General features: G+C 72.8%; 12 protein-coding genes and 1 riboswitch. Of the genes, 5 read left to right on the top strand and 7 right to left on the bottom strand.

Going from position 1 to position 11,707, the window contains the following annotated elements; genetic code table 11:
• Positions 1-132: 132 nt before the first annotated feature.
• Complete coding sequence (locus AB8A24_RS41740; RefSeq protein WP_328965994.1) at positions 133-702, bottom strand: hypothetical protein; 570 nt, start codon at positions 700-702, stop codon at positions 133-135.
• A gap of 178 nt (positions 703-880) precedes the next feature.
• Between AB8A24_RS41740 and AB8A24_RS41735 the strand changes: the two genes are divergently transcribed.
• On the top strand, positions 881-1,183 hold the full coding sequence (locus tag AB8A24_RS41735; RefSeq protein WP_266391054.1) for a hypothetical protein: 303 nt from the start codon (positions 881-883) through the stop codon (positions 1,181-1,183).
• Between the two features lie 13 nt (positions 1,184-1,196).
• On the opposite strand, the gene AB8A24_RS41730 is transcribed toward AB8A24_RS41735, so the two are convergent.
• The 3 genes from AB8A24_RS41730 to AB8A24_RS41720 all read right to left on the bottom strand — a co-directional run bounded on the left by AB8A24_RS41730 (position 1,197) and on the right by AB8A24_RS41720 (position 4,395).
• Positions 1,197-2,279 (bottom strand): prenyltransferase, encoded by a 1,083-nt coding sequence (locus AB8A24_RS41730; RefSeq protein ID WP_369479105.1) that lies wholly within the window; start codon positions 2,277-2,279, stop codon positions 1,197-1,199.
• On the bottom strand, positions 2,276-3,010 hold the full coding sequence (locus tag AB8A24_RS41725) for a class I SAM-dependent methyltransferase (protein ID WP_033227193.1): 735 nt from the start codon (positions 3,008-3,010) through the stop codon (positions 2,276-2,278). Before AB8A24_RS41725 ends, AB8A24_RS41730 begins: the two co-directional genes overlap by 4 nt.
• Positions 3,011-3,075: 65 nt before the next feature.
• Entirely contained in the window at positions 3,076-4,395 is a 1,320-nt protein-coding gene (locus tag AB8A24_RS41720) for a glycosyltransferase family 4 protein (protein WP_328963514.1), read from the bottom strand.
• A gap of 218 nt (positions 4,396-4,613) precedes the next feature.
• Between AB8A24_RS41720 and AB8A24_RS41715 the strand changes: the two genes are divergently transcribed.
• A complete protein-coding gene (locus AB8A24_RS41715; protein ID WP_030390847.1) occupies positions 4,614-5,237 on the top strand; it encodes a TetR family transcriptional regulator in 624 nt (207 codons plus the stop codon).
• A gap of 21 nt (positions 5,238-5,258) precedes the next feature.
• Here the strand turns inward: AB8A24_RS41715 and AB8A24_RS41710 are convergent, their stop codons facing one another.
• From AB8A24_RS41710 to AB8A24_RS41700, 3 genes are all read right to left on the bottom strand, one after another.
• Entirely contained in the window at positions 5,259-6,266 is a 1,008-nt protein-coding gene (locus AB8A24_RS41710; protein WP_369479104.1) for a hypothetical protein, read from the bottom strand.
• Between the two features lie 186 nt (positions 6,267-6,452).
• Positions 6,453-6,686, bottom strand: a complete 234-nt coding sequence (locus AB8A24_RS41705) for a ferredoxin (protein WP_266391064.1) — start codon at positions 6,684-6,686, stop codon at positions 6,453-6,455.
• Positions 6,686-8,164: an aldehyde dehydrogenase gene (locus AB8A24_RS41700; RefSeq protein ID WP_030715266.1), complete on the bottom strand. Its 1,479-nt coding sequence runs from the start codon at positions 8,162-8,164 to the stop codon at positions 6,686-6,688. The genes AB8A24_RS41705 and AB8A24_RS41700 overlap by 1 nt, the downstream gene beginning before the upstream one ends.
• 198 nt (positions 8,165-8,362) lie before the next feature.
• On the opposite strand from AB8A24_RS41700, the gene AB8A24_RS41695 reads away from it, so the two are divergent.
• From AB8A24_RS41695 to AB8A24_RS41685, 3 genes are all read left to right on the top strand, one after another.
• Positions 8,363-9,508, top strand: coding sequence for an MBL fold metallo-hydrolase (locus AB8A24_RS41695; protein WP_369479103.1), 1,146 nt, complete (start codon positions 8,363-8,365; stop codon positions 9,506-9,508).
• A 92-nt stretch (positions 9,509-9,600) separates the two neighbouring features.
• Positions 9,601-9,681, top strand: a riboswitch (cobalamin riboswitch).
• Between the two features lie 131 nt (positions 9,682-9,812).
• A complete protein-coding gene (locus tag AB8A24_RS41690; RefSeq protein ID WP_328963510.1) occupies positions 9,813-11,066 on the top strand; it encodes a prenyltransferase/squalene oxidase repeat-containing protein in 1,254 nt (417 codons plus the stop codon).
• The coding region (locus AB8A24_RS41685) for an SCO2322 family protein (RefSeq protein WP_369479102.1) at positions 11,066-11,707 on the top strand (642 nt) is incomplete at its 3' end. The genes AB8A24_RS41690 and AB8A24_RS41685, both read left to right, overlap by 1 nt.

The raw sequence follows: 11,707 nt of genomic DNA, 5'->3' as shown, positions 1-11,707 counted from the left end.
GGCGCTTGAGGCGCGACCACCGAGCCGCACCCGGACAACGAACCCGCACCACCCGGGACGGGACCCGCACCGCCCGGGACGGGATCAGCCCGGGACGGGATCAGCCCGGGACGGGATCAGCCCGGGACGGGGTCAGCCGCCCAGCTGGGACACGCTCGGGACCTTGTCCGTCACCGTCGCACCCGCACTCTGACCGGCTTCCTTCACGCTGTTGATGACACTGTCGAACGCATCGATGTCACCGTCACCCGCCTGCCCCTTGCGCAGCTTGCTGCCGAGCCCCTTCAGCGACGCGATGCCCGCCGTCAGCGGGGCCACCGCCTTCGCCAGCAGCGGGTCACCCTTGGCGTTCTCGGCCGCCGCCTTGAGCCGGTTGTACGCGAACGCACCCGCGAGGCCCGCCTTGATCAGCGCGAACGTACGACCCTTGGCGCCCTTCTTGAACTTGCCCGCCCGGTACGGCTTGACGATCCACTGGTACGTCGCCCCGGCCGCGAGGCCCGCGTTGGCGACGAACCGCGTCTTGGCGAACTTCTGCTTCTCCGCGGACGTACTCGGCGACGGCGTCGCGGCGGCCAGTTCGTCGGCCTCGGCGGCGACGGGCTCCGCCGCCGCGAGGGCGGCCAGCTCCCCCATCGACGCGGCGGACAGCTCCTCGCGCGGGCCGTTGCCGCCACTGCCGCATGCGGTGGCGCCGACCATCAGCGCGGTGGACAGCACCACGGCGGTGACGGCGCGGCGGAATCGGACGGTCGTGGGTACGGACACGGTTTCCTCCGGGGACTGAGGCGTCCTCCGCAGCCTCACCCCGGTCCCCCCGCCCCGCCACCGGTGGAACCCGTTCGGGTTTACGACACGTCAGGGCGGCAACACGCGCCGTATGAGCACTCACACACGAGTACGCACCCGGGGAAGCAGTCAGGCAGGCCGCGCCGTCGCACTGGTGGCGGACGTGCTCGCCTTCGTCATCGGGCTCTGGATCCTGCTGTACCTGCTGGAGGCCAACCAGGGCAACGCCCTGGTCGACCTCGTCCACGACGTCGCCTCCTGGCTCGCGGCCTGGTCCTACGACCTGTTCACCTTCAGCCGCGAATGGGTCCAGGTCGTCATCGGCTACGGCATCGCCGCCGTGGCCTACCTGCTCGTCGGCCACGCCGTCGCCGGCTGGCTCTACCGCCGCTGAACCGGAGCCCGGCTCACCCGCAGCAGTCGGGCTCCAGCCCGGCCGGGAGCGAGGCCCCGCCGAACACCTCGGTCGTGGCCTCGTCCCCGCCGAGCGCCGCGACGGCGAGCAACAGGGACCCGGCCGTCCAGGTGGTCTGCTCCACCGGCCAGACGGCCTCGTCCTGGAACACGTACCCCGTCCAGTACATGCCGTTGTCCGCGCGCAGGTGGGTGATCGAGCGCAGGATGTCCAGCGCCCGGTCCGACTCCCCCGTCGCCCACAGCGCGAGCGCCAGCTCGCAGGACTCGCCGCCCGTCACCCACGGATTGGGCAGCACGCAGCGCACGCCCAGGTCCGGGACCACGAACTCGTCCCAGCGCTCCTCGATGCGCGCCCTGGCCTCCGAGCCGGTCAAGGCCCCGCCGAGGACCGGGTAGTACCAGTCCATCGAGTAGTGGTTCTTGTCGAGGAAGCGCTCCGGGTGACGCCGGATGGCGTGCCGCAGCGCGCCCGCCGCGAGCTCCCAGTCGGGCTGCGGCTCCTCACGGTGCTCGGCGATGGCCAGCGCGCAGCGCAGCGCCTGGTGGATGGAGGAGGAGCCGGTGAGGAGCGCGTCGGTGACGGCCGTGCCGTCCGCCTCCCGCTTCCAGCCGATCTCGCCGCCGGGCTGCTGGAGCGTGAGGACGCATTCCACGGCCGCGTACACGGCCGGCCACATGCGGTCGAGGAAGGCGTCGTCGCCGGTGGACAGGTAGTGGTGCCACACGCCGACGGCTATGTACGCGGTGAAGTTGCTCTCGCGGCTCGGGTCCTGCGGCTCCGCGGTGTCCACACCGTCGGGTCGGTCGGCGTAGGCCGCGTACCAGGAACCGTCCTGGTTCTGGTGCCGGGCCAGCCACGTGTACGCCCGCTCCGCGGCCTCGTGCTCACCGGCCGCGTCGAGCGCCATCGCGGCCTCGGTGTGGTCCCACGGGTCGAGGTGGTGCCCGCGGAACCACGGTATGGCGCCGTCGGCGCGCTGCGCGGCGAGGATCCCCGCCACGGTACGGGCGGCCTCCTCGGCCGTCAGTACGCCGTCCAGGACCAGGTGTTCGGTGCGCCCCGGGGAGCTCACTGGGCCGCGCTGACGGGGAGGTGGGGCTTGGTCGCGTAGGCCACGAAGCTCTTGCCGATGAGCGGGTTCAGGGCCTGCTCCGCGAGCCGCGTCGCCATCGGCTTCTTCATGATGTCCCACACCAGGAGCTTGTGGTACGCCTTGACGGGCAGCGCCTTGTCGTTGTCGACGCCGAAGGCGCACTTGAGCCACCAGTACGGGGAGTGCAGCCCGTGCGCGTGGTGCGTGCCGTACGGCTTGAGGCCCGCGGCCTTCATCTTGCCGAGCAGTTCGTCCGCCTTGTAGATGCGGATGTGGCCGCCCTCGACCTCGTGGTAGGCGTCGGAGAGCGCCCAGCAGATCTTCTCGGGGCCGTAGCGCGGCACGGTGATGGCGATGCGCCCGCCGGGCTTGAGCACGCGCACCATCTCGGCGAGCACGCCCTTGTCGTCGTGGATGTGCTCCATCACCTCGGAGATGATGACGACGTCGAAGGAGTCGTCGGGGAAGGGCAGCGCCAGCGCGTCGCCCTCCATGGCCGTGGCGGTGGCCCCGGCGGGGGCCTCACCGGCCTCCTTCATCGCTGCGAACCACTTGGCGACCTCGCGGATCTCCTCGCCGTTGCGGTCGACGGCGACCACCTGGGCGCCTCTCCGGTAGCACTCGAAGGCGTGCCGGCCTGCGCCGCAGCCCAGGTCGAGTACGCGGTCGCCTGCGGCGAGCGGGAACCGGGAGAAATCGACGGTCAGCACGGGGTCCTGCCTTCGCGGTCGCGGGGGTGTTCGGGGGATGGGGAGGAAGCGGGGGTGGCGGAAGGTCAGCGCGCCCGGCGGGTACGGCCGGCGGCGGCCTGCTCGATGGCGGCGCGGTAGTGCGCGACGCTGCCCTTGGCGGCCGCGGCCCACGTGAATCGGGTCAGGACCCGTTCGCGCCCGGCGGCGCCGAGGCGGGCCCGCAGCTGGGGGTCGCCCAGTACCCGGCCCAGCGCGGCGGCCAGCGCGCCCGCGTCGCCCGGGGGCACCGCGAGGCAGGTCTCGCCGTCGGGTCCGGCGACCTCGGGGATCGCACCGCCGGTGGTGGCGACGAGCGGGGTGCCGGTGGCCATGGCCTCGGCCGCCGGGAGCGAGAAGCCTTCGTAGAGGGAGGGCACGCAGGCGATCTGGGCACTGCGGTAGAGGTCGACGAGCTCGGCGTCGGTGATGCCCTTGACGAAGCGGACGGCGTCCTGGAGGCCGTACGTCTCGATGGCGCGGGCGACCGGGCCCTGCTCGGCGCGCTTGCCGACGACCACGAGGTGCGCCTCGGGCTGCTCGGTACGCAGCTTCGCGAGCGCCTCGACGAGGTACACGAGCCCCTTGAGCGGCACGTCGGCGCTGGAGGTGGTGACGATGCGGCCCGGTACCTCGGCCACGGACGGGTCCGGCGACCAGAGGTCGGTGTCGGCGCCGATGTGCACGACGTGGATGCGCTCGTCCCGGACGCCCAGGTGCTGGGCGATCTCCTGCTTGGAGGACCCGGAGACGGTGAGCACGGACGGCAGCCGGCGGGCCACCCGACCCTGCATGCGGGTGAAGCCGTACCAGCGGCGCACGGAGGCTCGCTTCATCCGGCCCTGCGCGGCGTCGAGGTCGAGCCGCCGGTCGACGGTGATGGGGTGGTGGATCGTCGTGACCAGCGGGGCGCCGAGGTCGGCGAGGAGGCCGTAGCCGAGGGTCTGGTTGTCGTGGATGACGTCGAAGTCACCGGCGCGCGCGGCCAGATGGCGGCGGGCGCGCAGCGAGAAGGTCAGGGGCTCGGGGAAGCCGCCGGTCCACATGGTGGCGACCTCGACGGCGTCGATCCAGTCCCGGTACTCGTCGCGCTTCGGCGTACGGAAGGGGTCCGGGCTGCGGTACAGGTCCAGGCTCGGGAGCTCGGTGAGCGAGGCGCCCGTGTCGAGGACCGGGTAGGGCTGCGCGCCGATGACTTCGACGGAGTGACCCAGTTGGACGAGTTCACGCGAGAGGTGGCGGACGTAGACGCCCTGGCCGCCGCAGAACGGGTTCCCCTTATAGGTGAGGAGTGCGATGCGCAGCGGGCGGTCGCCGTCGGCGGCGGGGCCCGCGAAAGGGCTCGTCACCATGGCCTCTGCGGTCACTCTCGGCCCCCTTCTCACTGCAACTTTCGCCGGAGCGTAACCGCTCGGATAATGTAGAACAAGTTTCAGACTTGATCCGTCGAAGACCATTGAATCTACCGGCCGGAAACCACACCGTAAGAGGCGGAGCAGGTGATTCGCGCCACGGCTCCGGCGCCTGCGATGCTGGCCGCGGACCAGCCCGGATTCAGCCCGCGCAACGACACGGAACGGGACACATGACAGCGGAAGTGAAGGCCGTCACCACACCGGCGTCGCCTCCCCTGACGGAACGCCAGGAGGCACGCCGCCGCCGGATCCTGCACGCCAGCGCCCAGCTGGCCAGCCGGGGCGGTTTCGACGCCGTACAGATGCGCGAGGTCGCGGAGGCGGCGGGCGTGGCCCTGGGCACGCTCTACCGCTACTTCCCCTCCAAGGTGCACCTGCTGGTCGCCACCATGCAGGACCAGCTCCAGCACATGCACACCACGCTGCGCAAACGCCCGCCGGCCGGGGACGACCCGGCGGCACGGGTCGCGGAGACCCTGATGCGGGCCTTCCGCGCCCTGCAGCGGGAGCCGCAGCTGGCCGACGCGATGGTGCGGGCACTGACGTTCGCGGACCGGAGCGTGAGCCCCGAGGTGGACACGGTGTCCCGGCTGACCACGGCGATCATCCTGGACGCGATGGGCCTGGAGCACCCCCCGACGGCGGAGCAGCTCTCAGCGGTCCGGGTCATCGAGCACACCTGGCACTCGGCGCTGATCACGTGGCTTTCCGGCCGCGCCTCGATCGCCCAGGTCAAGATCGACATCGAAACGGTGTGTCGCCTGATCGACCTGACGTCCCCGGAAAAGGCCTGAAGCCGCCGCCCCGCCCCACCCTCACCGCCGCGTGAGCAGGGCTCCCCATACGGCCCGGGCACGGTGCAGTCGGTAGGAGAGCTTGCCCCACGGGCGGTATCTCCACGGGACGGCGCCCGTGTAGCCGTCGACCTGGCGGAACTGTTCCAGCGCCGCGCGGTGGCGGTGCTGGCGGACGAGGAAGTAGGCGAGCAGGTGCCGCGCCTGGGGCAGCTCGGGGTGGCCCTCCGCGGCGGCGACGTCCTCCAGTGCCGCGTCCACCATCGCGATCGCGTCCGGCATCCCGTAGCGCCCCGCGCTGTCGCCTTCCTCCTCGTGCTCGAACCACACGAGGAGCGGCAGCAGGGCCATCAGGTGCCCGCGCGGGGCCTCGTACACCGCCCGCGCCGCGAACTCCTCGGCCTCGACCCGGGAACCGCGCCATTTGCGGCTGTAGTACTGCACCGCGGCGTAGTGGGCGGCGAAGTGATGCGGCGCCCTCGCCTCCAGCTCGACCCACAAGTCACGCATCTCGTCCTTGGAGTAGCCCAGGCCGAGCGCCACCCAGACCATCTCGACCAGCGGCGTGGGATCGTCCGGGCAGACCCGTGCCGCGTGCGCCAGCGCCTCGCGCGCCGCGTGGAGCTCGCGGTGGAAGGCGTCGAACTGCTCCTGCGAGGTGGCGACCGCCCGCTGCGCCCCGCGCAGCTTCCACGCCTGCTGGACGCGCGCACCCGCGGCGACCATGACCGCATCGGGGTCGTTCGGGGCGGCCGCCTGCCACGCCGTCAGCCAGGCGTCACCGTCGTGGACGGCCGAGTACGCCAGGGCCCTCGCACGGCCTGTACGGCGCTCCCAGTCGGTACCGGCGGCCGCGAGGAGATCGGCCGCGGGCTGCCACGCTCCGGAGCCGACGGCTTCGAGCGTGCTCCGGAGTTGGGGATCGGGGCCGGCCGCGCGTCCGTTCAGACGCCGCAGGGGTATCAGCGTGGTGAGGAGGAAGCACACCGCCACGAACGCGACCGCGCCGAGGAAGATGGGGACGGACACATCTGAATCGACCACTGGCGAAACGGCCGCCGGGGGAAGGGCCACTGAGGTTCCTGTCGTTGAACTCGTCCGCTCGTTCGCCCGTCTGTTCGAGACGTGAGCGCAGCGGAGTATGCAACACCGACGGTGGAACGTCCAAGGGCCGACCGGGGCCCCGTCCGTGGGGCCCCGGGAGCAGCCTCTCCCCTACTCCTCCGGCGGGAAGACCGGTTCGCCCGTCGCCGCGAGGGTGATGAGGATGGCCTCCACGGGGCAACCCTCCGCCGCAGTGAGGGTGGGTTCGTTCGCGTCCGACTGGGGTGTGCGGGGGTGGGACTGGCGTGCCGAGTCCAGGACGAAGCCGTCCGGGGCGTGGTTCACGCACATGCCCGAGCCGATGCAGACCCCTCGGTCCACCTCGACCTGCCAGCGGTCACCCATCAGGCACCCGCCTCGCCGGCGCCGGATGCATACGTGGCCGGGAGGTGGATCATCTTGTGCTCCAGGTACTCGCTCAGGCCCTCCGGGCCGAACTCCCGTCCCAGGCCGCTGTTCTTGTAGCCGCCGAAGGGTCCCAGCATGTCCAGGCTGAAGGTGTTCACGTTGAAGGTGCCGGTGCGGATCCGGCGGGCGAAGTCGATGCCGCGCTCGACGTCCGCGGTCCAGACGCTGCCGCTGAGGCCGAAGTCCGAGTCGTTGGCGACGCGTACCGCTTCGGCCTCGTCGCCGTAGGGGATCAGGCAGACGACCGGGCCGAAGATCTCCTCGCGGGCGATCCGCATGGAGTTGTCGACGTCGCCGAAGAGGGTGGGCTCCACGTACCAGCCCTGCTCCAGGCCCGCCGGGCGGCCGCCGCCCGCCAGGACCTTCGCGCCCTCCTCCTGCCCGATCCGGATGTAGTCCAGCGAGCGCTGCCGCTGCCGCTCGGCCACGAGCGGGCCGAGCTGGGTCGCCGGGTCGAGGGGGTCGCCGACGACGAGGGCGCCGGCCGCCTCCGCGAGGGCCTCGGCCACCTCCTCGTACCGGCTGCGGGGGGCGAGGATGCGGGTCTGGGCCACGCACGCCTGGCCGTTGTTCATCCAGGCCGCCGGCACGATCCCGGCGACGGCGGTCGCCACGTCGGCGTCCGGGAGGACCACGGCCGCGGACTTGCCGCCGAGTTCGAGGGTGACGCGGGTGAGGTTGCGCGCGGCGACCTCCATCACGCGCTTGCCGGCCGCGACCGAGCCGGTGAAGGAGACCTTGTCGATGCCGGGGTGCCCGACGAGGTACTCGCTGACCTCGCGGTCCGCGGGCAGGATCGACAGCACGCCCTCGGGGAGTCCGGCCTCGCGCGCGATGTCGGCGAGGATGTAGGAGTCGAGCGGCGCCTCGGGCGAGGGCTTGAGGATGACGGTCGATCCGGTCAGGAGGGCGGGGGCGAGCTTGGCCGCCGCCACGAACTGCGGGACGTTCCACGGGATGACGGCGGCGACCACGCCCACCGGCTCCCGGCGCACCAGGATCGGGCCGAGCACGCCCTGGCGGTGCTCCTCGTACGGGTAGGCGCGGGCGACCGTGATCGCGGCGTCGTAGACCATCATCGGGCCGAGCGCCTGGGCGAGGACGCTCCAGGAGTACGGGGAGCCGTTCTGGGAGCTGATCGAGCGGGCGATCTCCTCGTGCCGGACGGCGATGGCGTCCTTGATCCGGGAGACGACTGCTATCCGCTCGTCCAGGGTCATCCGCGGCCAGGGCCCCTCGTCGAACGCCTTGCGCGCGACGGCGACGGCGCGGTCGACGTCCGCCTTCGAGGCGTGCGGGACGGATCCGATGACCTGCTCGGTGTGGGGGGAGACGATCCGGATCGTGTCGGTGCCCAGCGGATCCGTCCACTCCCCGCCGATGAACAGCTTTCCGTGTTCCACGAGCTCGGTCATGGCTGAGGCCTCCTGCGGCTTGGCGTTGCAGAACTGATACCAGTTCTAGTTAGAGGAGTCCACGGCCAGGACGGAACCTCCGTCACCGCCCCGGAGAAGATCGAACGACTAGTCAGCGGGCCCGGAAAGTGGTCGACTTGGGCTACTACTGGAACACGTTCTCATCCGAGGGCGGCAACAGGGGGAGGGCGAGGGCGCATGACGGAGGACGGCACGTCACAGGCCGCACAGGCCGGCACGGCAGAAGCCACGCAGGCCGGCACGTCACAGGCCACGCAGGCCGGCACGTCACAGTCCACCGGGGACACACCACACGTCACCGATCACGGCGGCGGCGTGTGGGCCATCAAGGTCCCCATCCCCGACAACCCCCTCGGACACACCCTCGTCCACGTCCTCGACACCGACCGCGGCCCGGTCCTCATCGACACCGGCTGGGACGACCCCGCCTCCTGGGACACCCTCGTCGCCGGCCTCGCCGCACTCGGCACCGCCGTCACCGACCTCCACGGCGTGGTCATCACCCACCACCACCCCGACCACCACGGCCTCTCCGGCCAGGTCCGCGAGGCCTCCGGCGCCTGGATCGCCATGCACGCCGCCGACACCGAGGTCGTCGTACGCACCCGCTCCTCCGAACCCGGCATCTGGTTCGACTACATGAGCGCCAAGCTCGCCGCCGCCGGAGCCCCCGAGGAGCACATCGCCCCGCTCCGCGCCGCCCGCGCGAGCGGCCGCATGCGGACCCTGCCCGGCCTGCGCGCCGCCGTCCCCGACCGGGAGATCGTCCCCGCCGAGCTGCTCCCCCTCGCCGGCCGCCGGCTGCGCGCCATCTGGACCCCCGGCCACACCCCCGGCCACGTCTGCCTGCACCTGGAGGAGCAGCACCCGGCGCAGCTCCCCGGCAACGGCCGCCTCTTCTCCGGTGACCACCTGCTGCCCGGGATCTCCCCCCACATCGGCCTGTACGGGGCTCCGGAGGACACCCGCGTCACCGACCCCCTCGGCGACTACCTCGACTCCCTCGAACGCATCGGCCGCCTCGGACCCGCCGAGGTGCTCCCGGCCCACCAGCACGCCTTCACCGACGCTCCCGCCCGCGTACGGGAGCTCCTCGACCACCACGAGGAGCGGCTCACCGGCCTCTGGACGCTGCTGGCCGAGCCGCTGACCCCGTGGGGGCTGGCCGAGCGGATGGAGTGGAACCGGCCCTGGGAGCAGATCCCGTACGGCTCCCGCAACATCGCCGTCTCCGAAGCGGAGGCCCATGTGCGGCGACTGGTCAAGCAGGGCCGCGCCGAGGCGGTGCCGGGCACGGACCCGGTCACCTACCGGGCCCTGTGACCGAGCCCGGTAAGGGGCGCTCGGCCCCTGCGCCCCCGAGCCCGCCGGTTACGGGCCGGTAGAGTGAACCTGTCGTCCACACCTCTGTACGGGGGGAAGCCGGTGCAATTCCGGCGCTGACCCGCAACCGTGACCCACACCCGGCACCGTCCGGGCGGGGAGCCGGAATGCCCCGTACCCGAGGTGCGCGGCTCGTGCCGCCGGAGCCCCCGGCGGCCGGCACCGTCGAGGTAAACGGAGCCGGAGCCCGGTGCCTGTGCGTGCCTGCTGCCGGTTCCCCCGTACGAGAGGCACCCGCCCCCTGATGAACGTCCGCCGCAGCGCAGCCGCGCTCGCCGCCTCCGCCGTGCTCTGCGTGGGCGCCGCCCCCGCAGCCCTCGCCGACACCGCGCCGCCCGCTTCCCCCTCCGCGCCCCCGGTCATCCCCTCCGGTCTGTACGGCAAGACCGACCCCAGCTACGACGGCGTGTGGCGGCAGTCCTTCGCGCTGCTCGGCCAGCACACGGTCGGCGTCGAGCCCGCCCGGGAGGCCGTGTCCTGGCTGGTCGGCCAGCAGTGCGCGACCGGCGGCTTCACCTCCTTCCGCGCGAACGTCGCCGTGGACTGCGACGCGAACACGATGTACGACACGAACGCCACCTCGGCGGCCGTGCAGGCGCTCAAGGCGCTCGGCGGCCACGACGCGGCCGTGCGCAAGAGCGTGGACTGGCTGAAGTCCGTCCAGAACGAGGACGGCGGCTGGAGCTACGTGCCCGGCTCCCCCAGCGACGCCAACTCCACCGCCGTGGTGATCAGCGCCCTGTCCGTGGCGGGCGAGAACCCGGCCGAGGTCAGGTCGAAGGCGGGCAAGTCGGCCTACGAGGGCCTGCTGCCGTTCCAGCTGGGTTGCGCCGCCGAGCCGGCCGCCGACCGGGGCGCCTTCGCGTACCAGCCGGCCGACGGCAAGCTCGTCGCCAACGCCGACGCCACGGCCGCCGCGGCTCTGGCCGGCCTGGGCAAGGGCGCGGCCGTCGTCCCGTCCGCCGAGAACACCCCCGCCGCCCCGCTGACCTGCCCGGCCGCGAACGCCGCCGACCCGGTGGCCGCAGCCCAGGGCGCGGCCGGCTACCTGGCCGAGGCCCTCAAGAAGGACGGCCACCTCATGGCCGTCACCCCGGGCTCGGACCAGCCCGTCCCCGACACCGGCAACACCGTCGACGCGGTACTGGCCCTGGCCGCCGCCGGACACAAGGAGTCGGCGGCGGGCGCGCTGAAGTGGCTGGAGACCAACTCCGCCGAGTGGTCCAAGGGCAGCCCGGCCGCCCTGGGCACCCTCGTCCTCGCCACGCACGCGACCGGCGTCGACCCGAAGTCCTTCGGCGGCACCGACCTCGTCGCCGCGCTGAACGCGACCGGCCCGGCCCCGCAGGGCGCGGACACCGAGGCGACCGAGGTGGACGGCAAGAAGGAGAAGTCCTCCGGCGGCCAGAACGTGTGGTGGATCGTCGGCGCGGGCGCCGCGGCCGGTATCGGCATCGGCATCCTGCTGAGCGGCCGCCGGAAGAAGAACGGGTCCTGATGCGCGGCCGCCTGCCCGCCGTGGCCCTCGCTCTCGGGATCACCTTGGCCCTGCCGGCCGCCACCCCGGCGCTGGCGGCCGGCTACCGCTACTGGTCGTTCTGGGACTCGGCCGGCGGCGGCTGGTCGTACGCCACCCAGGGTCCGTCGCTGGCACGCCCCGCGGACGGCTCCGTCCAGGGCTTCCGCTTCTCGGTGAGCAAGGACGCGGCGGCGCAGGCGGCCCAGCCCCGTGCGGCGGCCGACTTCGAGGCCGTCTGCGGGGCGACCGCCCCGACGGAGGGCAGCAAGCGGGTGGCGCTCGTCATCGACTTCGGCGTCCCCGAGGACGCCCCGACGGGCGACACCCCGCCCGACGCCGCACCGCGCACGGCCTGCGCGCAGGTGGCCTCCGGGGCCACGACGGCCGAGGCGCTGGCCTCGGTCGCCAGGCCGCTGCGCTACAACAGCGCGGCGCTGCTGTGCGCGATCTCCGGCTACCCGAAGCAAGGGTGCGGCGACCAGGTCGCGGACGGCGCGGGGCAGTCCGCCGCGCCGACCCCGGCGCAGTCCGCCGCGCCGGATTCCGGCGGGGGCCCGTCCGCGGGCCTGCTCGCGGGGATCGCCGCGGTGGCCGCGCTGGCGGCGGCCGGCGTCTGGCAG

It is taken from the genome of Streptomyces sp. BF23-19, from assembly GCF_041106355.1.
Lineage (GTDB): Bacteria > Actinomycetota > Actinomycetes > Streptomycetales > Streptomycetaceae > Streptomyces > Streptomyces virginiae_A.
Note: the sequence above shows the minus strand (reverse complement) of the source record. Positions and strands in the feature narration are given on the sequence as shown.

What these genes read in the sequence shown, in the direction of transcription:
- AB8A24_RS41740 (WP_328965994.1), bottom strand. Translation starts at nt 702, where the DNA reads ATGGTCGGCGCCACCGCATGCGGCAGTGGCGGCAACGGCCCGCGCGAG.
- AB8A24_RS41735 (WP_266391054.1), top strand. Translation starts at nt 881, where the DNA reads ATGAGCACTCACACACGAGTACGCACCCGGGGAAGCAGTCAGGCAGGC.
- AB8A24_RS41715 (WP_030390847.1), top strand. Translation starts at nt 4,614, where the DNA reads ATGACAGCGGAAGTGAAGGCCGTCACCACACCGGCGTCGCCTCCCCTG.
- AB8A24_RS41700 (WP_030715266.1), bottom strand. Translation starts at nt 8,164, where the DNA reads ATGACCGAGCTCGTGGAACACGGAAAGCTGTTCATCGGCGGGGAGTGG.
- AB8A24_RS41695 (WP_369479103.1), top strand. Translation starts at nt 8,363, where the DNA reads ATGACGGAGGACGGCACGTCACAGGCCGCACAGGCCGGCACGGCAGAA.
- AB8A24_RS41705 (WP_266391064.1), bottom strand. Translation starts at nt 6,686, where the DNA reads ATGGGTGACCGCTGGCAGGTCGAGGTGGACCGAGGGGTCTGCATCGGC.
- AB8A24_RS41690 (WP_328963510.1), top strand. Translation starts at nt 9,813, where the DNA reads ATGAACGTCCGCCGCAGCGCAGCCGCGCTCGCCGCCTCCGCCGTGCTC.